Below are 25,843 nucleotides of genomic sequence, written 5' to 3' on the forward strand. Positions count from 1 at the left end.
CATTTGATTTTAGTTTATAAGGAGGAAAGGATCATGAATCTATCATTTCTGAGGAAAAGAGTTTCAATCGTTTGCATTATTACGATACTAGCTATGACTTTTACATACATCGGGGTTAAGCCTTACTTAGTTAAAGCAGCAGTGCCTAGCACTACAATTACATTGAGTAATAATTCGAAGTTTGTTTCCGTGAAGAATGATTCAATTAGCGTTAATACAAACCAATATTTCTTTGATGAGTTATTCGAACTCGAGGATCATGGAGATAATATTGTATCTATTAAGTCTAAGAGCAGTAATAAATATCTTTCTTATTCCACATCAAACAATGCCAATACGATCTATAAATTAACTTTGGCTGCCAAAAATGATCCTAGCGAAACAGAAAAATTTGTAAGAAGTATACTTACTGATGGTACTGTTACATTTAAAACGATTAAAAACAGCAAATTGGATCAACGCTACGTAGAAGTAGGGTCCGCAACACTTGTAGTTCAAACCCCCATTACTTCTGATGCGAATAATAATCAAAAATTCACTTTACCCTCCAAAAAATTCCGCCCTACTATAAACGTATTGGAAATTACAGAATCAGGTGCTTCTGATTTGAACGCCATCATCGGTGGTAATTCCCTAATCACATTAAAAACGTTAAAAATGAAACAGTTTGTAGCATCACGAGAACAGTTAGATGGTAATTATGACGCGATATATATTGGCAAGGGTAGTTATAGTATCACACTCCCTACTCAAAGCTCTACGTCAAGTGCCCATAATACTGCGAGCAAGCAAAATGATATTACTCAATTAAAAGCAACAGAGATTATTAAAAACTTCGTTGACAAAGGACTCCCAGTTATTCTCTATAGCGATTCTACAGACAGAAGCAAAAAAGGATTACTGTACCAAGACGATCTTGGAAGCGGTAATAACAAAAAAGAAGCTCTTTTGAAAAAGAACTTCGCCATCTATAACCAAGCAGGAAAGACTAAAAGCAACGTAATTTTTGTGAACAATAATGACATTTCTAGCCAGACTAATTTTGTATCGAAAATCAATCTTCTTGATAAAGGGAATATCCGACCATTACTCACCTTAACCGAGAAGCCTGACGGCTACACATCAACTTCGACAAAAAAGTATTCTCCTGATGAGATCATCACATTTAAGTATGCAGTCGATAACCTTGGCGATGTCGCTTCTAAAAACATTAATTTAAACTTATATATTGGAACTGACAGCTCTCTGCCGTTTGGTGCTGAACAATTTGTTACTTCTCAAACGGTTACAGAGAAAAGCGGTACGCTTACGTATAAGCTTCCACCCGGATACTCTGGTCTTCAGTATTGGAGACTCGAGCTATCAGAATTCGGCAGTCCTTTAAAAGATATTCAAACTGGGGTATACCGCTTCCAAGATGAGAAAATTAATATTAAAGTACTTCAAGTATTGCCGAACAAAAACACAAACGACAGCAATCTAAACAATAATTTACAATCAAAAGATTTAATAACTAATGATTATGGCATTACGATCGATACGACCTCAATAACAAATTTTAATAACAGCGGGTACAACACATTAAACGGAAAATATGACATGCTCATATTCGGATTTGTCGATGAGTACAACAACTTTGCACCAATCGGTAATAACGCAACAGCTGCTGTACAGCAGTTCATAAGTACAGGTCAGAGCGTTATGTTTACGCATGATACTATCTTTGTGAATAATAATAGCGAAAGTCAAAACTGGCTCAATAAATTCCAAACGACAACTGGACAAATTGCCCCACGTACAGACATGGGACTCGGAAATCCACTACAAGCTACATCAACAGAAAAAGTAAATGAAGGACTATTAACGCAATACCCTTTTTTATTAAACGAATCCACACAGGTCGCTACGACGCACAACCAGTATTTCACTCTTGATTTAGAGGACGCTACTGTTATCCCTTGGTACAATATGATCGGTGGTGTCCGTACTTCTGGTGACAGCTGGAATCATTATTACACGTATTCCAAAGGCAATGTGACCTATTCAGGTTCAGGTCATACAAATAGAGGCTTCCCAGCGTGGGAACAAAAGTTGTTTATCAATACCATGTATAGAGCATTTATGGGATCTAATCATGCTCCTCAACTGACTGTCTTCAGTCCAATTGAGTATAATCAAGCCGACAATAACTTTATCCCCTCCTATCAGGATCTTCTGATTAACTACAAGGCTGAGGATTTCGACTTGAACGATCGAGAACTAACAACATCAATAAATCTGATATACAACGGAAAATCTTATCCTGTAACAACTAACGAAAAGATTCTGTCAGGATCAACCGTGAATAAGACCGTTACTAATCCTCTTCCAAACGGCGGAGATTTGAAAGTCCAAATTATCGCAAGCGATGCTAAAGGTGCTGAAGTTGTTAAATTCATAAATGTAAAGGTTGTTAAAGTCTCCTCCAACCTTGAACTGAATCGCACCGTTTCCAGTAATGTCGATCAGGAGACCGTTGAAAAGGATACAGCAGCAACCTTCACATACACGCTGACACCTAAACCAATAAACAGAAACGTGGCTCTTGCACCTGATCGAATGATCATCACTTCATTGAAATTTAATGAGACGTTTCCTGCTAATTTAGAGATAGGAGCTCTCCCGTCTAATTTTAGAAAAATCGGTAATTTGGCTACAGGCTACACTGTCACTGGAACAATTGATGATATCAAATACACGCTTTCTGGAAACACATACACAGCTAATCCGTTTACTTTCAATATTCCGGTTACACCGAAAAAAGACGGGTCTTATCCATTACTTGATGCCGTATTAGATTTTAAAGATATTGGTGAGCAGGCATCCAAAAAGCTGCAATTCCCACATTATGTATTAAAAGCAATTACTAAAATCAAGACGGTGACTGTAAATAATAAAACGATTTTAGTAGGTGACAGACTGCCTTTGATTCCCGTATTTACGCCTGAAGAACCTACTAATAAACAACTGATTTGGACGTCTGATCGTCCTTCTGTTGTTTCCATCGATAGCAGTACTGGCATTATTACAGGCATCACATCAGGTACCGCAAACATAACTGCGTCAACAACTGATGGCAGTAAAATTACAACAAGCGCAGTCGTTACCGTTATTAGCCCAGGGCTTAATATTACAGGCCCTGAAACTGTCGCTGTCAATGAATCCATTATTCTGGAATCAAAGCTATTTACAGCAGATTATGAGAATATCACGTCCTATAACTGGAAAGTCACATCAAACACTGGAAATATAAGCTTAATCAACACCAGCGGCAGCTCAACGAATGTACAGGGATTATCAGCTGGGGATGCAACCATTACCCTAAAGGTGACTACTGATCAGACAGATCCTGTAACGAACAAAAAAAGAGAATATACCGCGACAAAGACAATATCGGTATACAAGAAACTAATAAGTATCGATTTAGCTGATGCAACGCTTTTACTTAACGAAACAAAGCAAATGACACCTGTGTTTAATCCAGTTGATGCAAAAAACAAAGCGGTCACCTGGTCATCGAGCGATACCTCTATTGTAACTGTCGGAAGTGACGGTAAAATTACAGGGGTTGGCATTGGAGCAGCAACGATTACAGTTACAGCTTCGGATGGCAGTGGGATATCCAAAAATGCATTAGTAACCGTGACATTACCGAACCCAGTCATTAGTGGACCAAGTAATATTCCATTAGGTACGAGCATTGCATTATCGGCTGTCTTTCCTGCTTCTGGCAATGACCCGATTAAAACAGCAGTTTGGAGTGTTACAGAAGGAAATGCGAATGGTATTTTGGCTTCACAAACACAAACCTCTGCAACACTTAAAGGCATAAAAGCTGGCAATGTAGAAGTTAAACTAACGGTGACGACGAACGCAGGGCGTATTTACGTCTCTAACAAGCTAACCATTGAAGTAAACCAAGTTAAATTGAAATTATCGAACACTAAAACAGTTACTCCTGGAACAGAGTTGGAATTGTGGAATGAACTCGGTTCAGATCCTACTAATGGTAAAACAAACATTAAGGATTCACTAGTTTGGAGTAGCAGCGATTCTTCAATCGTTAGCATTAGTTCTGACGGTAAAATAAAGGCCCTTAAGCCTGGTTCAGCAACGATTACAGTAGTCTACTCACATGATCCAAAGGTCAATGCTCAAATTACTATTATCGTCACCTATCCGCCTTCTCCGACAGACGGAACAGACAGATACTAACGGTCAAAGCCGCCAAGCAGCAATAGCTTGGCGGCTTTTTTTCTTTTCATCATCATGACGCAAAAAATAGCCTTCAGAGTATAGGACTGCGTACTCTGAAGGCTATTCGCATCTTTATTAATCTCCTAATTGCTTACTTCCAACCATTACACTTATTTGCTTGACGCGAGGCAAACCTGAGTACTGGTCTTCAAAGATCTTATTATTGTATTCCACAATAAATCTAGAGTCCAGCTTGCCTACACTGCTATCTTGCAATGGAAAGTCTATACCTGATTCATCTGATTTTTCTTTCACATTCCCTAAAACAGCATTAATGGTTAGGTCGCCTTTTGCAAAAAAACCGCCGTTCAACCAAAACGTTGAACCTACCCCGTAGAGCTCCGCTTTGCCTTCTGTATAAAAGAAAGCATCTAGTCTATTTTTTTTAATGCCTTCCCCTTCATATTTCCCATAATTCGTGAAGGCATCAAATCGATTTAGCAAAATGTTTTTCTTTGAAATGAGTACCAACTGCTTCGTTGTCCCGTCCGTTTGATCTCCTTTTAGTTCAGCATCCTCAATCGTTGTCTCATTAGAACTTGAGCCTGCTCCTAAACAAAAAATCGTGCTGTCCACCTTAATCTTTTTACCTTTAATCGACACGTTGCCCGTTACAAGTATATTAGCTTTAAGATCTAAGTAATCAGAACTAAGATTAACAATCGTCAAATCACCATTTACGATAAACCATTTCCCTGAATTTCTTGCATCTTCTGAATAGGTGAGTTTTTTAAAATCTACCCCGTTTAAAGTCAGATTCCCTTGATGTATGATGGATTCCGATAAAACCGAATTGAATACATTTATGTATTCCTCATATTTAATGATCTCAGCCTCGTATCTAGCTACATCAAGCGGGTCATCTTGATTTGGAAGCGTCGGTTGCGTCACAATTGCAACTTTTTTCAATCCCATACTACTGAGTTCATCTATAAAAGGATTCATATTATTTGCATTAAATACCGTTTTCAGCTTTTCTCGAACGCCAATACTGTTGCTGGTTGCTTCAATGGCTTTGTCAATAAATGACTCATCAATATTAATGGATCTGAATTTGCCATTATCCTTAAGATGAATATTTTCATATTTAATACCGAGAACTCTTTGAAGTTCACTCTCATCATTTGTCGATAAGCTTTTATAAACGACCGGCTGAGCTTTATCAGTGCTTTCAAAATATTTGATGGCATGAAATGAAGGCACAAATAGATTTCCATCTAGCCTTGGATAATGAGTAAGCTGCCGATCTCCCAGTGATTTATACCTATATTCTGCTCGGTTGGAAATCTTCAACTCATGCCCTGCATAGACGTTACCCATTGCATACGGTGAGCCGTTAATAATAACATCCTGTTCCGAACCATAGGCATACTGCAGAAATTCTGGATAGGAATCAATCAAGACATGCTGAACCATTTTTCGTTTAACTCCATTTACAACAGCTTCAGAGGTAAGCTTAAGCTTGTAACTTTGAAGGTTGCTTCCACTTTCCACCTTAATATCAGTTATCTCTGCATTAGCCCCATCCAACTCTGTACTCGTAAGCTTCGCTTTAAAATTATCCAAATTCTGAATTTGAGTCATATATTTCTGTAATTCCTCTGAGCTAATATCCTCTCGTCCATCATATTCGGAAATCAGATAAGACACGGCTTGATTAAGAGACTTTTCTGCTAGATGAAGGCTTTGCACATCGTTCTCGCGCGTCTCTGTTCGAGTTGCTCCGCCTAAACTAGCACCTAAAATGGCTGTCCCTAATATCGTAAATAAAAGAATCATAAAAATAACGAGCAATAACGCATAGCCGCGTTCATTTCGAATCATGGCATATCTCCTAGAATCCAAATTTACTTTCTAATGCTAATTGCTGTGTTTTTCCAGCGTGGGTTTGATTAAGTACAAGCTTAATCTCAATAAGTCCTGTACTGCATGCCCCAGGCTTCTCACAAATGAGTTTGATGGTAGACGCTGGAGCAATCGTTGACTTTATTTTGAGATCGCGGTTTCCTACCATTATTTCGCCATTATCGATCTTGATCATCTTCACTTCGGTGGGATCGTTTTTGGACAATTCAATACCATACCCCGTTGACCCTATTAAATCTGGCGCAAAAGTATACAACTCGTTAATAACGGAGGACATAACTAAATCTCCCTCATCACGCAACGAGTTTTCAATCTCGATCTTGTTATAAGTGCCAATTCCGAAGACGAGAACGGAATATATGATTCCTCCAAATATCGAAAGCAAAGCCATTGATGCGATGAGTTCAATTAATGAAATTCCTTCTTCATTTCGTAGCTTACTAACGTATTTTCTCATTTGTTATGTAGCCCTCCACCCTTGTTACCTCACGAGCATTGTTGCTGCCCCCAATAGGCTCTACAAGAACGTTAATCGGGATTAAATAATTCGCTGTTTTTCCTTGAAGCGAAAGATCGGTCATAATGTCTTTCTGATATTCAATCGATATTTGATATGCAACACCGTTAATCGTTGGGTGAAGAACCTCAAATAATATATCCCCATTCGAAACCAGCTTTTTCACTTCTTCAGAGCAGCTTGTCGCCCCGCATGAAATCTCTGTTTTGCCATCCACAACAAAGTATTTTTTGATCGGATCAAATTCTTGCTTCTCCATATAAAACAAAGCATTCCGTGCTAGATTCACCATAACTGTCTTATTCTGATTCCCTTTCGCATAGGTGAGTGCATTCGTGAAAAATGCTGTCATTGCTAGAGCAACGATGGATAGTATTGTAAATGCAGCTAGCACTTCAATAAGTGAAAAGCCCGCTTGTCCTTCTGCTTTCTTATAAAATCTCATTTGTGATTCCTCACCCGCTTCTTCATAGCCACCATCGACATAATTAATTCCTTTTTCTTCTAATCTCAGTTTACTATAGCTAGGTATATTTTTCTATGACAAAAGAACGAGTTTCGACATTAATATGTAGATTTAATAAGTCATTAGAACCATTTTTGCTGCCTTGATTACATATGTTATAATTTTCTTATGGAACAATGGAAAAAAAATCTGATCGTGTTGTGGTTCGGACAGTTTCTCGTTATGGCTGGGATGACGATGATCATTCCGTTCCTGTCCCTCTATTTGCAATTTGATTTAGGTTTAACCGATAAGCATGAGATCGGCGTGTGGGCTGGGCTTATTTTTGCGGGCAACTTTGTGACGTCATTTATTTTTCAACCCATATGGGGAAAGATGGCTGACAGGTACGGTCGCAAAATGATGCTGCTCCGCTCTGGTTTCGGTATGTCCATCGTTATGGTATTAATGGGATTTGCCACAACTCCATGGCACTTGCTGCTGCTTCGTATGGTGAATGGGACAATATCCGGCTTCAACCCTGCTTCTATCGCATTAATTTCCGCAACAACGCCTAAAAACAAGATGGGCTTCGCGATGGGAACGATTCAATCAGGAGGCATTGCCGGAACGATACTTGGCCCATTTATTGGCGGCTTGCTCGCGGATACTATTGGCTTTAGGCCGATCTTCTACCTGACAGGAGCTTTGCTGTTCGCAGCCTCGCTGCTTGCTCTATTTGTTGTAAAAGAACCGTTTGACCGCATGAAAGCAGCTGCTCGCGTGCAAGCCTCCGTCATCGAAGGTTTTCGAAAGTTAAGCGGCATTCCTCAGCTTACTGCGTTATTTGCCGTCACTTTTCTCATTCAATTCGCTATGATGAGCCCAATGACGCTTATTCCGCTTTATGTTCAGGAGCTTCACGGGACAACGGCCAACCTTGCTTTCTTGGCAGGCTTCGTCGGATCAGTCACCGGTCTCTCTAATCTCGTGTCCTCGCCGCTGCTCGGTAAGCTTAGTGACCGAATCGGCGCAGAACGAGTACTTGGCGTAGCGCTTGTTGGTTCGTCGCTCGCCTTTATTCCACAAGCGATGGCAGGCACCGTATGGCAATTGCTCATTGCCCGCTTTTTTCTTGGCATCTTTCTCGGGGGGCTTATCCCAGCCGTAAACTCCCTTATTCGAAAATACACACCGGACGGCATGGAGAGCCGTTCCTACAGCTTCAACACCAGCACAATGAGTCTAGGCAACATGATTGGCCCGATCACGGGTGGTGCCCTCTCCGGTTGGATCGGCATTAAAGGTTTGTTTCTTGTATCAGCGGTCATGCTCATGATTAACGCTGGATGGGTATGGCAGTCGCTGCTTCGTAAACGACCGCTGCCTAAGCAGCAAGGCAAGGACGGCTGACTCGGTTTTTGAGACAGTAAGGGGTCATGAAGGAAATGTAATTCCTTCATGACCCCTTTTAAATAAGTGATGTACTTTTGTTGTAAGCACTCATTGGTGCTAATTGAGTTCAAACCCAAACCATGCTACTTTTACTCTGTAAGAACACATAGGTTCTTACAGCACTCAAATCAACGTTACACCCACCCATTAAGCACACATATGCACTTAAAGCCTACTCCGAGCACTCCCAACACACTAAATTCTCGCTGTAAGAACTCATATGTGCTTACAGCACTCAAATCAACGTTACTCCCACCCCATAAGCACACATATGCGCTTAAAGCCTACTCCGAGCACTCCCAACACACTAAATTCTCGCTGTAAGAATACATATGTGCTTACAGCACTCAAATCAACGTTACTCCCACTCCATAAGCACAAATTTGCGCTTACAGCACCAATCGAGCACTCCCAACACACTAAATTCTCGCTGTAAGAACACATAGGTTCTTACAGCACTCAAATCAACGCTACTCCCACCCCATAAGCACACATATGCGCTTAAAGCCTACTCCGAGCACTCCCAACACACCATATTCACCCTGTAAGAACACATAGGTTCTTACAGCACTCAAATCAACGCTACTCCCACCCCATAAGAACACATATGCGCTTAAAGCCTACTCCGAGCACTCCCAACACACCATATTCACCCTGTAAGAACACATAGGTTCTTACAGTACTCAAATCAACGCTACTCGCACCCGATAAGCACACATATGCGCCTAAAGCCTACTTCGAGCACTCCCAACACACCAAATTCTCGCAATAAGAACACACAGGTTCTTACAGCCTCAAATCAACGCTACTCGCACCCGATAAGCACACATATGCGCTTAACGCATCCTCTAAGCATCAACAACAATCCAACCATCCAACCGACGCTCAAAAAAAACAAGCCCTAACCCCTTCAGCATCAGACCGAAGTGGATCAAGGCTTGCTTCATTACTATTACTTCACAATCGCTATCGCTAATCCATCGTAGCCCGGCAATATCGTGCTCTGCAAACGATCGTCTGTTGCGATGATCTCATTAAAAGAGCGCACGGCACGAACCGCTGGACCTTCCTTAGCTGGATCGATCGTTCTTCCGCGCAGTAAAATATTATCGCCTACAATAATCGCTCCCGGTTTAGCGAGTGCAATCGCGTAGTCCAGATAGATGGGATATCCTTCTTTATCTGCATCAATAAAAAAGAAATCAAACTTCCTGTCAGCAGACTTCAGCTCCGCAAGGCTTTGCTTCGCATCACCGACCATATACTCTACCTTATCTCCGAGTCCTGCTTCTTCCATATGCAGCTTGGCTAGATCAGCATAGTTTTGCAGCAGCTCAAGCGATACTAATTTACCGCCCTCTTGCAAGCCCCGTGCCAAGCAAATGCCGCTATAGCCGCCTAGTGCTCCAATTTCAATAATATTTTGTGCTTTCGACAGCGATACAAGCATCGTTAACAGCCTGCCATACCCATCAGCAACTGATATATCCGGCATTCCATTAGCCGCTATACCTGCTTTTGTACGCTCGAGATCAGCATCTGCCACATAAAGCGAATCCACATATTGTTCATTTTGCAACGTCATTCTACTCTCTCCAATTTTACAATTTGTAAAAACAAGCTAGTTTGTCCTATACTTGATTGTATGTTTTTGTTCACGGGGTTACAAGCTTATGCTTTAGATATGAAGCTAAGGTCACCAAGAATTAATGAAAAGAGAGTGTAAAATGGAAAAGTTACAATTGATCGCAACTGCGCCAATGGGGCTTGAAGCGGTTGTTGCACGTGAATTGAAGGATCTAGGTTATACCGATCTTCAGGTAGAGAACGGACGCGTTAATTTCACAGGCGGTCCTATCGATATTTGCCGCACCAATCTTTGGCTGCGCACAGCAGGCAGAATTCTAATCAAAATGGGAGAATTCCCTGCTACCACCTTCGATGAATTGTTTGAAGGCACCAAAGCGCTTGATTGGCCGACATGGATTCCGAATGACGGTGAATTCCCTGTAAATGGCCGCTCACAAAAATCTCAGCTGACAAGCGTACCTGCCTGCCAAAGTATCGTAAAAAAAGCGGTCGTTGATAAAATGTCTGCACGTTATGGTACCGAATGGTTTCCCGAAAACGGCGGACGTTATGTAATAGAAGTTACGCTTATGAATGATCGTGCCATGCTGACACTGGACACTACAGGCGATGGCTTGCATAAACGTGGATACCGGAAAGTAGCAACCGAAGCTCCAATTAGGGAAACGCTTGCCGCTGCTCTTGTTCAGCTTAGCCGCTGGCGTCCTGATCGGCCGCTTTATGACCCGTTTTGCGGCTCCGGCACGATATTGATTGAAGCAGCAATGATTGGCTGGAACATCGCACCTGGACTGCGCAGAAGCTTTAACAGCGAAGGCTGGCCGCTTATTCCGAATGAGCTGTGGGATGAAGCGCGCGATGAGGCATTTGATTTGGTCAAAGATGATGTTCCGCTTCAAATTGCAGGTTCTGATATTGATCCAGGAGCGATTGAAATCGCAGAAGCGGCTATTAAGAAAGCTGGTTTCGGCAAAGAAATCAAGCTTACTGTACAGCCTGTTGCCAAAGTGAAGCTTGAAGGCGATTACGGCGTCATTATTACGAACCCGCCATACGGCGAACGTCTCGGCGATGATGTACAAGCAGAGGCTGCGCTGCGTCAGTTCGGATTGACTGCGCTCCATTACCCAACTTGGTCGTATTTCTCGATTAGCCCATCTACGACAATCGAGCACTATTTTGGACGTCCTGCGGATAAGAAGCGGAAGCTGTTTAATGGACGTATCGAGTGTAATTACTTGCAATTTTTTGGCCCGCTTCCCCCTCGCGGAAATCGATAGTAACGAAAGAGGAAGGATATTTTATAGATGTTATATAATAACCACTCGGCTTTACGCCGCTTGATGAGCAAGATTTTGATAGGGCTCGAGCGGCTGAAGGCTGTAGACTTGCTTTTATTTGTGGCTGTGATGATGGCGAAGGTTTATCTATTCAATGCCATTCTTGACGTACCAAAAATGAAAATGACCGATAAAGATGCCCTTATCGAGCTCGGAGCCATTTTATTGTTCAGCTTCTGGACTATATGGCTGCCTGCACGCGGACGGATCGTTGCACTTATCGTGTTGAACCTGATCGCATCCTTTGTTTTGTATGCCGATATTATTTATTATCGCTACTTTCAAGATCTGATCTCCGTTCCCGTATTGCTTCAGTTCAGTCAAGTGGACTCCTTAGGCGAGAGTATCGGCACACTTCTCCGAGCGACGGATTTTATTTTGTTCCTTGATTGGATTATTATCATTCCCTTTGCGATTTACGCATTATGGCGAGGGCCGAGTGATCTTCGTCAAGCAAATGAGTATCGTCGCAAGCCTGCTGGCATGCAAAAGGCAATCGTCCGCATCGTTCTAAGCGCTGTGATTTTTGGCATCGGAACATCGCTTGTTTTCACAAACGTAAATGAAGCGAAGCGTACGTGGGGACAAGGTATTTTGGTCGGCAATTGGTGGAATCTGTCCATCTACAACATGACGGGTGCGCTTGGTTTTCATGGCTATGATGTGTATCGGTATGTAAAACAACACTGGCTAGATGCGGAGACGGTTACCGCTGAGCAGTATTCGGGTGCAAAAAACTGGATTCAAGAACGCGGCGACCAGCGGAAAACGCTTGAACAGGATGCTTTATTTGGCGCATATAAAGACAGCAATGTCATTATGCTGCAGCTCGAAGCTTTCCAAAACTTCATGGTTAATAAATCAATCGGCGGTCAAGAAATTACCCCGAATTTAAACGATTTAATTGAGCAGAGCGCCTATTTCAGTCAATTTTATCAACAAACCGCTCAAGGCAGAACCTCGGATGCCGATTTCATGGCAAACTGCTCTATGCAGCCCGTCACGAACGGCTCGGTTTTCATCCAATATGCACCAAACGAATTCGATTGCATGTCCAGCACCTTGAAAGCAAACGATTATGGGACATCCGTCTTCCACTCTTATGAGGGTGGTTTTTGGAACCGAAATACGATGTACAAAAACATGCAATATGATCAGTTTTACAGCTTAAAGCATTTTCAACTAGATGAAAAAATCGGCTGGGCTCTCGGAGACAAATCTTTCTTCCGACAATCCTTTGACGTCATTGCCGATCAGAAGCAGCCCTTTTACTCCTTTCTGATCACACTCTCCAGCCATTATCCGTTCACGATGCCGGAAGAGGAGCAAAAGCTTAACCTTGGCGAGCTGGATGGTACGTTAATGGGGGATTATTTGCAGTCAATTCATTATGTAGACGCCGCGCTCGGTGAGCTGATTGATCGAATGAAAGCAGAAGGGCTTTGGGATCATACGATTCTCGTCATGTACGGGGATCACGACAACTCAATTAATGACTGGTCGTTGTTTGAGACTTTCCTTGGCAAACCGCTGAATGATTTAGAGCGTCAAATGATTGTGAAACAGGTACCTCTGCTCATACATTTGCCAAAGAACGAGCATGCAGGAACGTATACGAATGTAGGCGGTCAGTTGGATGTAACGCCTACTATTATGCATCTGCTCGGCATCTCGACGGCTAATCAATATTTAATTGGCATGCCTCTGCTTATGGAAAATCCTCTCCTTGGCAAGAAGGTCGTACAAAGAAACGGAGCCTTCACTGATGGTACCCTCTACTTTATGCCTTCAGCAGATGGCATCGCTGAGAACGGAGCATGCTGGAACATCCAAGACAAAGCATCCATACCAGTCAGCGGCTGCATAAGTGCCTTTGAAGACTCGCGCACCGAGCTGAACATGTCGGATCAAATCGTCATGAACAATCTCATCGCTGACTTCAAGGAGCAAACCGCTACAGAAGCTCGCAGCAGCAATGGGCTTGAGACAGCTGGTCGTTAACGTTGCAGCTTGGTAAGCTATGAAAAAGCAAAACAAAAGAACCTTCAAATCCACATTCAATAGTGGATTTAAAGGTTCTTTTTTATATTCGGTATACCTAACATTCCTTCACATTTAGCTACTTTTTATGCTCAGACAGCCAATTGAGCACATCGTCAATCGTGTTCACTGGCACAATGTTGAGATCAGGCGCTCCGCTTCGAGCATCTCCTTCCAGCTCTGCTGGCACAAAAAACACATCCGCATCCGTCCGGCTGATGGCATAAGCCTTTTGCTTGATGCCGCCAATTAAACCAATCGAGCCATCTGCTTCAATTGTACCTGTACCCGCCACCTGATTGCCATACGTAACGCCGCCCGGTGTCAGTTGATCAATAATAGCCAGCGTCAGCATCGCCCCATGAGATGGACCTCCAATATGCGCCATAAAGCGTTTGTAATCGATGTTAAGCGGGATATCGAGAAGCAGCTCTGTTTGCACCGATATGCCGAACACCGCTCGCTCTGGCGAATCAGCTGAAGCCTTCGTCTTAACCTCTGCCTGTGTCTGAACTCCTGCTCTCCTTAGCGTAATCTGTACCGACTCGCCAGGCTCTACCGCTTTCTCCATGTAGTCGGTCATCTCGCCAATCGATTTAACCGCTTGCCCATTCATCGCATCAATAATATCGCCAGCTTGCAGCTTCTGCTCAGCTGGACTATCCTTTACGATGGCAATAATTCGAATGCCATCTGGCTTAATTCCGCCTCCAACGCCTGCTTTCTGCATGGCAACAGCTGCTGCAACACGATTGGCATCTGTTTTCATATGAACGACTTGCGTGTACGATTCCGTCAGCGGCGGTTCATTTTCTGGTATTTTCTCGAAGCTATACATCGGAAGCAGCTTGGCATACAGCCAATCAGCCGGTACGGCCGGCCTCTCGAATACGAGTATGCCGTTTACCGTTCCTCCGCTGTTTTCGCTCTTCTCTACATGCGCATAACGATTCATATTGAGCGTCATCCCCGGGTATGTGACGCGATAGCCGGTAGGGCAGAGCAACACCAATAGAAGCACTATCGTAATCGTTAGAGTGACCACCCCGCGCTTTGGCAGCCACAGAGGGCTTAGAAGCCTCTTGGGAGCGTTCGAACGATTCCCTCCTATATTCAATGCCTTCGCCGCTCGCGACCGCTCTAACGCTTCAGTAAGAAGCATATCTACAAACACTAGCGGTGCAGCAGCGCCAATAATCAGCAGCATCTGGAACAGCTTCTCTGGCGCGAACAGCACATAACCTGCTCCAATTATGCCTAGTCCCGCGATTATAAGCCGTATTAGCTGTAAAATAAGCGTCCAGCCTTTTCTTTTCCGCTGCTGCCAAACCCCGAGCAAGGCACCAACCGCCCAGCTAATCGGTATAAGGGCTAATATATTGAACAACCAATCGATCATTTCTATCCACTGTATCCCGCCAGACGTCTTCAGCGGGGCCGGCAGCCAAATGAGCTCTGCTGCAGCCAAACAGGCAAGCGCTAGGACTAGCCCAAATAGGTAATAACGTGCTGGCTTCAGCATTCTTTTCCCCCTAAGTTTTCTCAAACGAAGCATATGTATTTCTCTTAGGATAAACAAAGGACCCGGGCGATACACATCGCGGGGTCCTATTTCATTTGCAAATATTGCCGCTGTTCCGAATCAATGCCTCTGTCTCTCATTTCGCCTTTCTCCACGCTTTGGATTCGTTCAAGCCACTGCGCTGGGGAATGGTTCATACGACGCGCACGATCGAGCAGCTGAGCATACTGGGCACAATTGTCATACCCGCTAAGCTTGCGGATAACCTGAATATATTCGACGACAAGTTCTCTTGCATCCGCTGCGGTATAGCCGTATTCGGCAGCTAAAGCCTCAGCAATTCCGCGTTCATATAAGCTTAACCTGACCTGTGTTTTCACTTTCATGATACATCCACCTGCTTCCCGTATAAATATGGTAGCCGACTAGTTTCAAATGAGATTCCCACCGTTCGGAGCAAAATACGACCTGATTGCCGAGCCGCAGCGAATCGAGCTTCCTGCCTTTGCGCGACACTGTAATTTGCTCATAAAACCATTGCTCATCTTTCTTTAATTGTACTGCTTTATGTACGATTTTTCCAGTGTCATTGTCCGCCATAGGACCGATGATAATGTCTGGATGCGCATCACAGGGATCAGTACCTTTGACCGCTGCCTTGCGGTGAGCAAGAATGAAGGACGCCCATGCTGGTGAATCGGATAAAAACAAGAGAGGCTCGACCTGCTCCGGTACCGAGGTCAGTTCTACGACAAGCACACATGGACGACCGCCGTCCCATGACTCCTTTGCTGCCTTATGTGACCATTTGCGTGCTTGCTCAGCCGATATTGTCGTATACAATCCTTCTCCAAAATCTTTCCCCGGCCGCCAATAGGGTGAATTCAACAGCTTCTGCCCAAATGATTGAACAGTATCGCTTGTGGTTCCATGATATAAAAGCTGAGGCGTCGTAATGTCCACGCTCGCACTCCTTTCGTTTGGCTCCTCGTATGAAAATACAAAGACCCTACGAAATCAAACTGTCGCAGGGTCTTGTCGTGTATGTCGTTCTATAATATTAATATTGTTATTTATTTCTTGATGTAAGGAATGATCTTCTCGATGACCTCATCCTCTGAAGGCGCCTTAATGTACCGTCCATTAACAAAAATAAATGCATAGCGGGCACATGGCCCGCAGTACGATTTGCAGCCTACACGAACCTCTGTGTCCGGCGCCAGCTTCTGCAGCTTGGGCAAAATCGATTTGATCTTCGTATGCTTGCATTTGTCGCAAACCATTATATCGTTAGCCATAATTCATCGTCCTGTCTCAACCGAATACGGAAAAATGCTAGTGATCACCGTGGTTGCCCTTGGTTGGATTCGTAACGGCAAAACCTTCTTCAGGCACATAGAAATAATCGATGCGAACGCCGTCCAGAAAAGCATTGTCTTTCTCCAAAATAACATCGATCCCTTTGTCAGTGGATACAACAATATCCTTCTCAGTCGGCTCGTCGATTCCCATACCGTAATGAGCATGGTCGCCGTGCGAATGAGTGACATAAATACGCAGCTTTTTACCTTCGTTTTCAGGCTTGTCCAGCTCTACTTGCAGAACTTTAGCAGCATTTTTTGAAATTTTGCAGTTCATAAATTATCCAGCTCCTCTTATCGTTAGGCCTTGCGGCAATCGTTATTATTTTATATTATACTTGCTCTCCATTCTACGGGCAAACCATTCGGCAAGCACCATCGTAACCGCGATGTCGTCAATCGGCATGAACGGCATGACATCCGGCAAAACCCAGTAAAGAAAAACAGGCACGGAAAAAATCAGCTTGTCCAGCAGTGAAACATCCTTTGATCGAAGCAGCTGAAAAATACGGACAAACGTACGCTGCCAATGGCGCAGCGACAGCAACTTGCGCATGAAATCCCACCTTTGCTGACCTTTTCCGATTAGTATAGCATAAGCATGGCGTAATTAACTACTAGAGGCCAGCGGCCGCTAAAGGCGAAGCGCCTCTAGCAGCAGCGGCTGCAGCTCCACATAAATTTGATCAAAATTACTCATCGGCAGCGGATTTTCGCCATAGCCCGCTTCCACTGTAAAGCCAGGTCTGCGGAATTGATGAATGAACCAGTCTTTATAACCCGCATCACTGCCAGTCAGCTTTACCGCTTCATATCCACTTGCCTGAGCGAGCCGTTTGGCAAGCTGCTCTGCATTTGCCGGCTCATAGTCACGATAATTCCAATAGATTTCCCGCCCCTGCGTATGAAGAGCAAGAACCGCATCGAAACCGATTCTACTCGTAAATTGAGCCATGGCATTCGCCTCCGGCTCACTTAGCGGATACGGTCCTGGATAGTCGCGTGGTCCAGGTCCCTCTACCCCTCTGCGCTTGCACTCTTCTTCCCAAAACGCAGGAAATTGATCATTTAAGTCAACGCCTCTAATGTTGGCCTTCCAGTTGCTGAACTGATCGGAGCCGCCATTCCATTCCATTAGCTGCTGATAATAAGGATGCCTCGGCAATGCTCCGTATTGTGCGAGCTCCACACCATCTGGGTTTACCATCGGGACAGCCCATAAAGTCACGTCTTTGCACAAATCCGCCACTTGCTGTCCACCCATTCGCTCCCCGCTGCAATAAGCTGCCGACAAATCAGCAACGAAGCGCATCAGCAGTGCAGAGGTAATCCATTCATTTGCATGAAAAGAGCCGTTCATATGAATTTGACGCGGCCCGTTGCCGCAGCGGAGCGCCAATAACGGCTTGCCCATTACGCTCTCCCCAATAATATGTGCCGATAAAAACGAGTATCTGCCTGATAGCTGCCGAACACCCTCCACTAAATCAAGATAGCCATACGTTTGTAAGGAGTATATAACCATCGCCCCCAGCTGCATAAATTTGCTCCTATCATGCTATGCAAGGTCTTACTTGTCCTATGTAGCAATCAACAAAAAGAAGCCTTGCTATGTTTAAGCCCGGCTTCAGTTTCTTATCATTTAAATGATATTGGGTATTTGCCAAACTACAGGCGTTAGTTCAATCTGCTTTCCAAGCCACTGCTGAGTAATGGATTGAAACATCCGCGGATTTCCGCTGCAAAAAAATTGATGCACCGGTTCCTTTTCCTCGCTCGCAAGCTGGTCATTGTTTTCCAAAATACTCCTGATCTCGCGTGTCGTCTCGTCCGCTGAGCTGATGAGATTCACGCTCTGGCCCATCACCTCGGATATGGTTTCTGCTAGAAAAGGATAATGCGTGCAGCCAAGTATTAGCGTATCCATTGGAAAACGCCGCAAATGCCCAATGGAGCTCTGCACCGTTTCGTACGTTTCAAAGGAACGAAAATTCCCCTTTTCCACTAGCGGCACAAATCTCGGACACGCTTCGCTTATCACTTGCACCTTCGGCGACAACGTCTTTAAGGCTTGCTCATAAGCACCGCTTTTGATCGTTCCCTCTGTGCCGATGACACCAACATAACCCGTAGCTGTAAGGCCGATAGCTGCTCTTGCACCAGGATCAATGACCCCAACAACCGGGATCGCGACTCTTGAGCGAATGTCTTCAAGTCCTGCCGCCGTTGCTGTGTTACATGCTATAACAATCATTTTCGGATTAAACTGAATTAAGTAATCGACGATTTCCCTCGTAAAACGAACAATCTCTTCTGAAGAACGCGGTCCATAAGGCGTTCGAGCCGTGTCTCCAAAGTAAAGGATTTTTTCTCGCGGCAGTTGGCGCATAACTTCCTTGGCAACGGTGAGGCCGCCAACGCCTGAGTCCAGTATTGCAATCGGTTGCTGCACAAACACACCGCTTTCCTAAACATAATGTGATGAATAGAGACAAAATAGCATATGAATACAGGCACAAAAACGTACCAGTATCTTATCGACATTTCGGACAAGCGGTGTGAAATTTCATGTTGAAAGCTCAATGTAAATGACAAAGGACCGTCAATGACTACGATAGGTAGCATTGACAGTCCTTTTTTAGTTAATCCAGCAATAATGCAAAGGAATAAATGGGTGCAGCCTTTAGTATTCGGTTTAGATCATCTCAGATCGGGTACATACGTGTAGAAACAATGTGGAGCATTGCATTTGGTTTGATAACAAAAAGGAGGGCGTTCAGATGACAAAAGCGAAATATCCGATCGGCCGTTTACAAGAAAAGGTCGCTCTCATTACCGGGGCAGGCTCTGGTATTGGTAAGGCAGCAGCTTTGAAATTCGCGAAGGAAGGCGCCAATTTGGTTCTGCTTGATGTTAAAGAATCCGCCATGGAGCAGGTATGCCGCAGTGTTCGAGAATACAATGTCGACTGCCTGCCTATTGAAACTGATATTTCCAATGAAGCTCAGCTTGCAGACGCTTTTCGACAAGCACGCGAGCATTATGGACACCTAGACATTGTATTTGCCAATGCAGGTATTAACGGTGTATTAACACCGATTGAACTGATGGATATCGAAGATTGGAATACGACGCTTCAAGTTAATCTCACCGGCACATTTCTAACTGTAAAACACGCTATCCCTTTGTTAAAGGATAAAGGCGGAAGCATTATTATCACCAGCTCCATAAATGGTAATCGGGTGTTCTCGAATATCGGTTTCAGCGCCTACAGCAGCACGAAGGCTGGACAGGTCGCTTTTGCCAAGATGGCTGCTTTGGAGCTTGCCCAGTACAAAATTCGCGTGAATGCCATCTGCCCCGGAGCTATTGAGACGAATATCGAGCAAAATACGGAGCGAACGCCAGAGCTCGAGAGTGTGTCGATTCCCGTTGAATATCCAGAAGGCAGCCAGCCGCTGGAAGATGGGCCTGGCAGCGCAGCTCAAGTGGCCAAGCTTGCATTATTCCTCGCATCCGATGATTCGGACCATGTCTCAGGCACTACCGTTTACATAGACGGAGCAGAATCTTTGCTGCGCGGATAGCAATTATTAAGAATAGATAGAAGACCATATGATAAGGGGCGAACGCCATTGTTTAAAGAATGTTTACATCATTCATCGGATCTGAAATGGGCATATGCATACGATCGCGATACTTTCCATCTCAGGCTCCGCACCAAAAGAAATGACGTTGATGAGGCTGTTGCGGTAACAGGAGATAAATACGACTGGGATCAGCATCATCATGATGTTCCGATGGAAAAAATAGCTGCCGATTCCCTCTTTGATTATTGGGAAGCTGCCATCAAGCCGGAGTTTCGGCGTTTTTCGTACGGCTTTCGTGTACGCAGCGGCGAAGAAACGTTATGGCTCATCGAGAATGGCATCTTTGAGGAGCAGCCCGCCCCAGCTGGCGGATATTTTGAAATTCCTTTTATTCATACGGTCGATTTGTTTGATGCGCCTGAATGGGCAAAGGAAGCTGTTTTCTATCAAATTATGCCCGACCGCTTCGCAAATGGCGATACGGCCAACGACCCCGACCACGTACAGCCCTGGGGTGAAGCGCCGAGCGGCGAAAGCCACTTTGGCGGCGACCTGCAAGGCATAATGGATAATCTCAAGCATCTGACGGACCTCGGAGTGACGGCGATTTATTTGACGCCATTATTTACAGCACCTTCAAATCACAAATATGATACGGTCGATTATATGCAAATCGATCCGCAGTTCGGAGATGCCGAGCAGCTTAAGAAGCTGGTTAGCGCTTGTCATGATCTAAATATTCGAGTTGTCTTGGATGCTGTCTTTAATCATACGAGCGAGCAGTTTCCACCTTTCCAAGACGTGCTGGCAAATGGAGAAAATTCGAAGTACAAGGATTGGTTTCATTTGAATGGCTTCCCTGTAGAGGTCAAAGACGGTACAGCAAATTATGCTACGTTTGGATTTTATGGCAATATGCCGAAGCTGAATACCGCAAATCCGGAAGTAAAACAATTTTTGCTTGATGTTGCTGTGCACTGGATTAAGGAAGCAGATATCGACGGATGGCGGCTCGATGTTGCCAACGAAATTGATCATGCTTTCTGGCGGGATTTCCGTCATGCCGTTAAGGCTGAAAAGCCGGATGCTTTTATTATCGGCGAGGTATGGAGCAATGCGCTTAACTGGCTGCATGGTGATCAGTTTGACTCTTCGATGAATTACCCATTTGCGCAGCATATCTTGGATTTTTTTGCTTCCTCCGAAGGAAAAGCATCGGATTTCGCCGATCAAATCAACCATTTACTAATGCGATATCCTCAGCAAACCAATGAGGCGATGTTCAACCTCCTATCCAGTCATGACACACCTCGTGCGTCAACTCGTTTAAATGGAGACAAGCAGCGTTTAAAGCAAGCCGTTGTATTCATGATGACTTCTATGGGTATCCCTTGCATCTATTATGGCGACGAGATTGGAATGGATGGCGGCGATGATCCAGACTGCCGCAAATGCATGGAATGGGATACGGACAAACAGGACCGCGAGCTGTTTGATTTCTATCAGCTCCTCATCGCCCTACGTAAGCAGCATACCGTTCTTCGTGATGGACGATTCCGCTTCTTATTTGCAGATAACGAACGCGGCGCCTTCATTTATGAACGCTTAAACGCCAAGCAACATTTCACCATCTGGATTAACCATACCGAAGAAACCGTTAAGCTTAAGCATCCAATGGAGGTGGACGACTGGAAAGATGCGCTCTCGAATGAAGAAGTCGCCACATTCGAAGAGCAGCTTCAGCTTGAGCTCGGCCCGCATGACTTCCGAATTTTGTATAGAAATATCTAATCATCTGAGGGCTTTTGTACCGTCTAACTGGCGGAGCAAGAGCCCTTTTCACTTTTCTATTTCCCCCTTTTTTTCTCCGTATCGGTTTCAAAGTCACCATGAAAGGTTAATGACTCCATATAAGAAACAGAGCCAACACTACTACACTTACTGGTCAGGGGGAAATTGAATTGAAGAACCATACTGAATGTATTGCTATGCTGTTAGCCGGTGGAGAAGGGCGGCGCCTAGCCCCGCTCACAAGTCAGTTTGCCAAACCTGTCGTACCTTTTGGCGATCGCTTCCGAATGATTGATTTTCCACTTAACAATTGTGCAAACTCAAATATTACTACGATTGGCGTGCTTACGCAGTACTGCGCCGAAAGCGTTCATAAATATGTAAATCAATCCACGAACGGCTATCAAACGGATCAAGCGAATAGCGGAGTAACCTTCCTCCCTTCTTCAAGAAAATGTTTAGAGGGCTATGCAGGAACGGCCGATGCTATTTATCAGAACATCGACTTTATCGATGAGAAAGCTCCTGAGCATGTACTAATCCTCTCGGGCGACCACATTTACGAAATGGACTACAAGCCTATGCTTGAATTCCACAAAAATCGCGGTGCAGCCGTTACGATCGCCGTTAAACAAGTTCCTTGGCGCGAGGCAAGCCGCTTCGGCATTTTAGAAACTGATGAACAATTTCGGATCAATTCCTTTCATGAGAAACCTTCGGATCCTCGCAGCAACTTAGCTTCCATGGGCATTTATTTATTCCGCTGGGCAGACTTAAAAAAAATACTCATTGAAGATGCTGCTTCGGAAGCGTCAACTCATGATTTTGGCAAAGATATTATTCCTGCTCTTCTTTCCTCCAAAACCAATATGATCGCTTATCCTTATAACGGCTACTGGCGGGATGTCGGCACAATCAACAGCCTATGGGAAGCCAACATGGACCTGCTGGATGGCGAGCTAAAGCTTGGTGCAGCCAAGTGGCCAGCTCAGTCCGGAACAAACCAGTCTAGCGAAAAGCCTTACTTAAGCCACGAAGCATCAATTACCGACTCCATCCTCCACCCCGCATGCGCTGTGGAAGCAGAAGTAACACGCTCTATCATTTGCTCAGGCGTTACGATAGGCGTTAACAGCGAAATTTATGAGAGCATCATCATGCCGGGAGCCAGAATTGGAAGAAATGTTACGCTCCATCGCGCCATTATCGGTGAAGGTGCTATCATTCATGACGGTGCGTTCGTCGGTCGATTAGATGATGAAATTTCTGTAGTAGGGCCAGGCGAAGCCATTACCGCAACTTCACCATCGATGAACGACTACAATATGGAGCCGCTCGCAAGCTTGCTTCGTCCCGTATCCAATTACGTCCACAACCATATTGTTGGCTAACCCCTATCCATACACGTGAATAAAAAAACAAACGGCAGGAGACTTCGCTCCCTGCCGTTTGTCTTTTTGTATAATGCGATTGAACCATTTTACCCATTGCCTAATTTACGTATGTTGCAACTACCACTAAGTCTCTATTGTTCCTTTGCTGTAGCAGCTTCTGTTTCTCCGGCTTCTACTGCTTCAATTGCAATTGCTGCTTGCTCATTGCCCTCTTCTGTAAAAGCAATATCGCCACTAACCGCTTCTGTTTCCTCGGTACCCTTGCTGCGGCCTCTTACCGTGCTTACAACGCTGCTTGCCGCTTGTTTCGTACGATCGGCAATTTGAATCGCTTGGCCGCTGATCTGTTTAGCAATACGGCCCGTCGTATCGCCTACTTGACCTGCAACTCTAACCGTCGTTTCTCCAACCTTCTGCGCACCTGTTGAAATATCCTGACGCAATTCCTTGCCCGGCTTCGGTGCTAGCAACAATGCAGCAATCGAGCCTACAACACCTCCAGCTAATGCGCCGAGAAAAAATCCTTTTGTTTGTTTACGTGTTGTCATTGTTTTTGCTCCTTTCGTGTTTAGCGTGCTCTTCGACCTTAGCACCTTGACTTAAGATTCCGATTCGAATACAGGTCCATGCTCATCTTCGGCAGTCGTTGCTGCCTTTCGGCTAGTTTGCCACAGCTGCCATGCCGCCATCCCTAGCTCTGCCCATTCAAGCGCCTCACCGACCTGCCGCTTCGTCTCGTGCCGCTTCGCATGCTGCTCAGCCGACTCCGATAATATAGACGTTACCCGCTCAACCGTCGATGTCGTGTGGGCAATTGCTCCGCCGACCTGCCCTGCCGCTTCAAATAGCTTGCTCATGGCTTGCAGCTGACGGTGTACCGCGCGAATCGCTTCCTCGGTCGGCTGCACAAGCCCGCCAATCTCAGCGGATAACTTACTGAGGTCCTGCCTCATAACCTCCGCTTCAGCCTGCACTTGCTTCACTCTGCTTAGCGCCGACCGCAAGGCAATGAGTATACCGCCAACTAGAATGACAAATGCTCCAGCAACTACCGCTGCGCTCCACATCATGACCATGCCTGCATCCCTCCTCCTCTATCAATTGCAGGATCATACGTATATGCTCCTAGACGAATGCCCACTTGCGTAATGACAGTATAAGCAGCATGGGCTTGTCATGACACAACCGAAATAAAAATGATAAAGCATCACTGCTTTTTCCACATTTGCAACAAAAAAAGGCTGCCTCAGCAAATCTTCTCCGATTTGCAAAGACAACCTCTATTTATTTCATTAACCGATATGGTAGCTGCACTTGCCGCCGCCCTTCGCCAAACATTCCGTTCGTTCAACAGGCACGTCAAGCAGCGATTTAAACAAGGAGAGCTCACATTTGCAAGCTTGCAAATATTTGCCGGCAACTTGAGCAATCGGACAATTATACTCATACAACATATAGCTGCCATCGCTTTGTGGTTCCACTTCAGCCATGTACCCTCCAGCGTTCTGAATCGCTGCGAGCTCACTCACCTTCTGCTCCAAGCTCTTCCCCGCCATCCGCGGCTCATAACGCTCGAGCAGCTTGTTCTTGCGTCCATCAAACATCCGGTCAATAAGCGCTGCGGTATCCGGGTCATCAGCGAGCTCGCCCAGCAAGTCGAGTGCGAGCATATGATAATTTTTTGGGAAAAGCTCATCCGCCTCAGCTGTCAGCTCATACGCATGGAGCGGTCTGCCCATGGCTTGCCGCACCGATACGATATTCACGCTGCCTTCGCTCTCTAGTGCATACATATGCCGCCTGATTGCCATTTCCGTTAGTCCGAGCTCGCTTGACAAGGAACCAGCATTCAATCTGCCGCCTGTTTTCAGCAGCATCAATATGCGCTCTCGCGTGGAATGATCACCGCGCGAAGCTGCCGTTATATCTGATGCACTTGCCGTTTTCATCCGCTTCAACCCTTCACCACCTTTGCAGGCTTGATAGCGTCATTGTAACGTATTTTTAGTTTTTCGTAAATCAAGCGTAAAACAATCATAAAGTCACAATCTATGCTTGTTCTGCAATTGTAATGGTTTACATGCAAATAGCAAAAACGCCTACAGCTCGCGTTCTAAATAATCATCAATCGATTGCTTAAAGGCAGGCAGCAGAGTAGTAAGCGTCTTCGTAAGCGGATGAAGCTCAGTTCTCGGCCAAACATAATAGTCCTGCACTAACGGCTTGCGAAGCTTTACAAGGTCCGTCAGCGTCGCCTGCATTTCAAGCGGAAACGCGCCTGCCTCGCCAGTAATATCGATGATGTCCTCATAGCTACTCGCATCCCGCAAAATAAACCCGTCGATCAAGAAGCTGCCAACATCTGTTACGGTTTCAATAGCCAGATGCAGCGCTCTTTCCTGCGCCAGCCCCTCCAGCACCGTTCCCTGCCAATTAGCGGCAAGCGAGTCCAGCGCCGAAGCAATTTCAGTAATCGAATTCAACCTTACCGCTATTTGTTCACGATTCACATAATACATCAATCAGTCGCCCGCTTTCAGCCTTGCTTCTTTTTTTTCCCTTTGCGTTTCAGCCACGCCACCATAATAATGCTGCTAAATATGATAACAAGCAAATAAGTAAATATTTCGTATACA

General features: G+C 44.9%; 23 protein-coding genes. 7 read left to right on the top strand and 16 right to left on the bottom strand.

The genetic code is table 11. From position 1 onward, the window contains the following. Window positions 1–33 precede the first annotated feature (33 nt). On the top strand, window positions 34–4,254 hold the full coding sequence (locus ACIFSR_RS00680; protein WP_430054109.1) for a DUF5057 domain-containing protein: 4,221 nt from the start codon (window positions 34–36) through the stop codon (window positions 4,252–4,254). Between the two features lie 117 nt (window positions 4,255–4,371). On the opposite strand, the gene ACIFSR_RS00685 is transcribed toward ACIFSR_RS00680, so the two are convergent. From ACIFSR_RS00685 to ACIFSR_RS00695, 3 genes are read right to left on the bottom strand one after another with little or no spacing between them, the layout of a single operon-like run. Further along, window positions 4,372–6,120: a hypothetical protein gene (locus ACIFSR_RS00685; RefSeq protein ID WP_430054111.1), complete on the bottom strand. Its 1,749-nt coding sequence runs from the start codon at window positions 6,118–6,120 to the stop codon at window positions 4,372–4,374. A 10-nt stretch (window positions 6,121–6,130) separates the two neighbouring features. Beyond that, window positions 6,131–6,619: a PilW family protein gene (locus ACIFSR_RS00690; protein ID WP_430054113.1), complete on the bottom strand. Its 489-nt coding sequence runs from the start codon at window positions 6,617–6,619 to the stop codon at window positions 6,131–6,133. Further along, window positions 6,603–7,124 carry a type IV pilus modification PilV family protein gene (locus ACIFSR_RS00695; RefSeq protein ID WP_430054114.1) on the bottom strand — a complete coding sequence of 174 codons (522 nt, stop codon included), beginning with the start codon at window positions 7,122–7,124 and terminating at the stop codon, window positions 6,603–6,605. The genes ACIFSR_RS00690 and ACIFSR_RS00695 overlap by 17 nt, the downstream gene beginning before the upstream one ends. A 189-nt stretch (window positions 7,125–7,313) precedes the next feature. On the opposite strand from ACIFSR_RS00695, the gene ACIFSR_RS00700 reads away from it, so the two are divergent. Next, window positions 7,314–8,537: an MFS transporter gene (locus tag ACIFSR_RS00700; protein WP_430054116.1), complete on the top strand. Its 1,224-nt coding sequence runs from the start codon at window positions 7,314–7,316 to the stop codon at window positions 8,535–8,537. Between the two features lie 994 nt (window positions 8,538–9,531). On the opposite strand, the gene ACIFSR_RS00705 is transcribed toward ACIFSR_RS00700, so the two are convergent. Then, window positions 9,532–10,164 (bottom strand): O-methyltransferase, encoded by a 633-nt coding sequence (locus ACIFSR_RS00705; protein ID WP_339203580.1) that lies wholly within the window; start codon window positions 10,162–10,164, stop codon window positions 9,532–9,534. Between the two features lie 142 nt (window positions 10,165–10,306). On the opposite strand from ACIFSR_RS00705, the gene ACIFSR_RS00710 reads away from it, so the two are divergent. Together ACIFSR_RS00710 and ACIFSR_RS00715 are read left to right on the top strand one after the other, a co-directional pair. Beyond that, window positions 10,307–11,449 (top strand): THUMP domain-containing class I SAM-dependent RNA methyltransferase, encoded by a 1,143-nt coding sequence (locus ACIFSR_RS00710; protein WP_076266796.1) that lies wholly within the window; start codon window positions 10,307–10,309, stop codon window positions 11,447–11,449. A 27-nt stretch (window positions 11,450–11,476) separates the two neighbouring features. After that, the gene (locus tag ACIFSR_RS00715) at window positions 11,477–13,510 is read left to right on the top strand and encodes an LTA synthase family protein (RefSeq protein WP_430054120.1); all 2,034 of its coding nucleotides are present in this window, start codon (window positions 11,477–11,479) and stop codon (window positions 13,508–13,510) included. A 118-nt stretch (window positions 13,511–13,628) separates the two neighbouring features. On the opposite strand, the gene ACIFSR_RS00720 is transcribed toward ACIFSR_RS00715, so the two are convergent. The 8 genes from ACIFSR_RS00720 to racE all read right to left on the bottom strand — a co-directional run bounded on the left by ACIFSR_RS00720 (window position 13,629) and on the right by racE (window position 18,884). Then, window positions 13,629–15,071, bottom strand: a complete 1,443-nt coding sequence (locus ACIFSR_RS00720) for a PDZ domain-containing protein (protein ID WP_430054122.1) — start codon at window positions 15,069–15,071, stop codon at window positions 13,629–13,631. A gap of 86 nt (window positions 15,072–15,157) precedes the next feature. Further along, window positions 15,158–15,457: a hypothetical protein gene (locus ACIFSR_RS00725; RefSeq protein WP_076266793.1), complete on the bottom strand. Its 300-nt coding sequence runs from the start codon at window positions 15,455–15,457 to the stop codon at window positions 15,158–15,160. Further along, a complete protein-coding gene (locus ACIFSR_RS00730) occupies window positions 15,420–16,034 on the bottom strand; it encodes a DUF3990 domain-containing protein (protein ID WP_339203587.1) in 615 nt (204 codons plus the stop codon). Before ACIFSR_RS00730 ends, ACIFSR_RS00725 begins: the two co-directional genes overlap by 38 nt. A 110-nt stretch (window positions 16,035–16,144) precedes the next feature. Next, a complete protein-coding gene (locus tag ACIFSR_RS00735; RefSeq protein ID WP_076266791.1) occupies window positions 16,145–16,369 on the bottom strand; it encodes a DUF1450 domain-containing protein in 225 nt (74 codons plus the stop codon). 37 nt (window positions 16,370–16,406) lie between these two features. Then, window positions 16,407–16,709 (bottom strand): iron-sulfur cluster assembly accessory protein, encoded by a 303-nt coding sequence (locus ACIFSR_RS00740; RefSeq protein ID WP_339203589.1) that lies wholly within the window; start codon window positions 16,707–16,709, stop codon window positions 16,407–16,409. Between the two features lie 45 nt (window positions 16,710–16,754). Continuing rightward, the gene (locus ACIFSR_RS00745) at window positions 16,755–16,988 is read right to left on the bottom strand and encodes a hypothetical protein (RefSeq protein WP_076266789.1); all 234 of its coding nucleotides are present in this window, start codon (window positions 16,986–16,988) and stop codon (window positions 16,755–16,757) included. 78 nt (window positions 16,989–17,066) lie between these two features. Beyond that, complete coding sequence (locus ACIFSR_RS00750) at window positions 17,067–17,972, bottom strand: M14 family metallopeptidase (RefSeq protein ID WP_339203591.1); 906 nt, start codon at window positions 17,970–17,972, stop codon at window positions 17,067–17,069. Window positions 17,973–18,074: 102 nt separating this feature from the next. Then, window positions 18,075–18,884 carry a glutamate racemase gene (gene racE / locus ACIFSR_RS00755; protein WP_339203593.1) on the bottom strand — a complete coding sequence of 270 codons (810 nt, stop codon included), beginning with the start codon at window positions 18,882–18,884 and terminating at the stop codon, window positions 18,075–18,077. Between the two features lie 328 nt (window positions 18,885–19,212). Between racE and ACIFSR_RS00760 the strand changes: the two genes are divergently transcribed. From ACIFSR_RS00760 to ACIFSR_RS00770, 3 genes are all read left to right on the top strand, one after another. Then, window positions 19,213–20,019, top strand: a complete 807-nt coding sequence (locus tag ACIFSR_RS00760; protein ID WP_339203596.1) for an SDR family oxidoreductase — start codon at window positions 19,213–19,215, stop codon at window positions 20,017–20,019. A 48-nt stretch (window positions 20,020–20,067) separates the two neighbouring features. Beyond that, window positions 20,068–21,813: an alpha-glycosidase gene (locus ACIFSR_RS00765; RefSeq protein WP_339203597.1), complete on the top strand. Its 1,746-nt coding sequence runs from the start codon at window positions 20,068–20,070 to the stop codon at window positions 21,811–21,813. 170 nt (window positions 21,814–21,983) lie between these two features. Further along, window positions 21,984–23,204 (top strand): sugar phosphate nucleotidyltransferase, encoded by a 1,221-nt coding sequence (locus ACIFSR_RS00770; RefSeq protein ID WP_339203598.1) that lies wholly within the window; start codon window positions 21,984–21,986, stop codon window positions 23,202–23,204. 134 nt (window positions 23,205–23,338) lie between these two features. Here the strand turns inward: ACIFSR_RS00770 and ACIFSR_RS00775 are convergent, their stop codons facing one another. From ACIFSR_RS00775 to ACIFSR_RS00790, 4 genes are all read right to left on the bottom strand, one after another. After that, window positions 23,339–23,755 (bottom strand): YtxH domain-containing protein, encoded by a 417-nt coding sequence (locus ACIFSR_RS00775; protein ID WP_430054128.1) that lies wholly within the window; start codon window positions 23,753–23,755, stop codon window positions 23,339–23,341. Between the two features lie 51 nt (window positions 23,756–23,806). After that, entirely contained in the window at window positions 23,807–24,283 is a 477-nt protein-coding gene (locus ACIFSR_RS00780) for a DUF948 domain-containing protein (RefSeq protein ID WP_339203601.1), read from the bottom strand. Between the two features lie 216 nt (window positions 24,284–24,499). Then, on the bottom strand, window positions 24,500–25,156 hold the full coding sequence (locus ACIFSR_RS00785) for a helix-turn-helix transcriptional regulator (protein WP_339209688.1): 657 nt from the start codon (window positions 25,154–25,156) through the stop codon (window positions 24,500–24,502). Between the two features lie 150 nt (window positions 25,157–25,306). Continuing rightward, window positions 25,307–25,726, bottom strand: coding sequence for a DUF86 domain-containing protein (locus tag ACIFSR_RS00790; RefSeq protein ID WP_339203603.1), 420 nt, complete (start codon window positions 25,724–25,726; stop codon window positions 25,307–25,309). Window positions 25,727–25,843: the final 117 nt, after the last annotated feature.

This window comes from Paenibacillus sp. NRS-1760, from assembly GCF_050467785.1.
Lineage (GTDB): Bacteria > Bacillota > Bacilli > Paenibacillales > Paenibacillaceae > Pristimantibacillus.

Coding starts and splice junctions, on each gene's coding strand:
- ACIFSR_RS00745 (WP_076266789.1), bottom strand. CDS start 16,988: ATGCGCAAGTTGCTGTCGCTGCGCCATTGGCAGCGTACGTTTGTCCGT.
- ACIFSR_RS00725 (WP_076266793.1), bottom strand. CDS start 15,457: ATGAAAGTGAAAACACAGGTCAGGTTAAGCTTATATGAACGCGGAATT.
- ACIFSR_RS00720 (WP_430054122.1), bottom strand. CDS start 15,071: ATGCTGAAGCCAGCACGTTATTACCTATTTGGGCTAGTCCTAGCGCTT.
- ACIFSR_RS00750 (WP_339203591.1), bottom strand. CDS start 17,972: ATGCAGCTGGGGGCGATGGTTATATACTCCTTACAAACGTATGGCTAT.
- ACIFSR_RS00780 (WP_339203601.1), bottom strand. CDS start 24,283: ATGGTCATGATGTGGAGCGCAGCGGTAGTTGCTGGAGCATTTGTCATT.
- ACIFSR_RS00715 (WP_430054120.1), top strand. CDS start 11,477: ATGTTATATAATAACCACTCGGCTTTACGCCGCTTGATGAGCAAGATT.
- ACIFSR_RS00775 (WP_430054128.1), bottom strand. CDS start 23,755: ATGACAACACGTAAACAAACAAAAGGATTTTTTCTCGGCGCATTAGCT.
- ACIFSR_RS00680 (WP_430054109.1), top strand. CDS start 34: ATGAATCTATCATTTCTGAGGAAAAGAGTTTCAATCGTTTGCATTATT.
- ACIFSR_RS00705 (WP_339203580.1), bottom strand. CDS start 10,164: ATGACGTTGCAAAATGAACAATATGTGGATTCGCTTTATGTGGCAGAT.
- ACIFSR_RS00700 (WP_430054116.1), top strand. CDS start 7,314: ATGGAACAATGGAAAAAAAATCTGATCGTGTTGTGGTTCGGACAGTTT.
- ACIFSR_RS00790 (WP_339203603.1), bottom strand. CDS start 25,726: ATGTATTATGTGAATCGTGAACAAATAGCGGTAAGGTTGAATTCGATT.
- ACIFSR_RS00735 (WP_076266791.1), bottom strand. CDS start 16,369: ATGGCTAACGATATAATGGTTTGCGACAAATGCAAGCATACGAAGATC.
- ACIFSR_RS00690 (WP_430054113.1), bottom strand. CDS start 6,619: ATGAGAAAATACGTTAGTAAGCTACGAAATGAAGAAGGAATTTCATTA.
- ACIFSR_RS00740 (WP_339203589.1), bottom strand. CDS start 16,709: ATGAACTGCAAAATTTCAAAAAATGCTGCTAAAGTTCTGCAAGTAGAG.
- ACIFSR_RS00695 (WP_430054114.1), bottom strand. CDS start 7,124: ATGAGATTTTATAAGAAAGCAGAAGGACAAGCGGGCTTTTCACTTATT.
- ACIFSR_RS00685 (WP_430054111.1), bottom strand. CDS start 6,120: ATGATTCGAAATGAACGCGGCTATGCGTTATTGCTCGTTATTTTTATG.
- ACIFSR_RS00760 (WP_339203596.1), top strand. CDS start 19,213: ATGACAAAAGCGAAATATCCGATCGGCCGTTTACAAGAAAAGGTCGCT.
- ACIFSR_RS00710 (WP_076266796.1), top strand. CDS start 10,307: ATGGAAAAGTTACAATTGATCGCAACTGCGCCAATGGGGCTTGAAGCG.
- ACIFSR_RS00785 (WP_339209688.1), bottom strand. CDS start 25,156: ATGAAAACGGCAAGTGCATCAGATATAACGGCAGCTTCGCGCGGTGAT.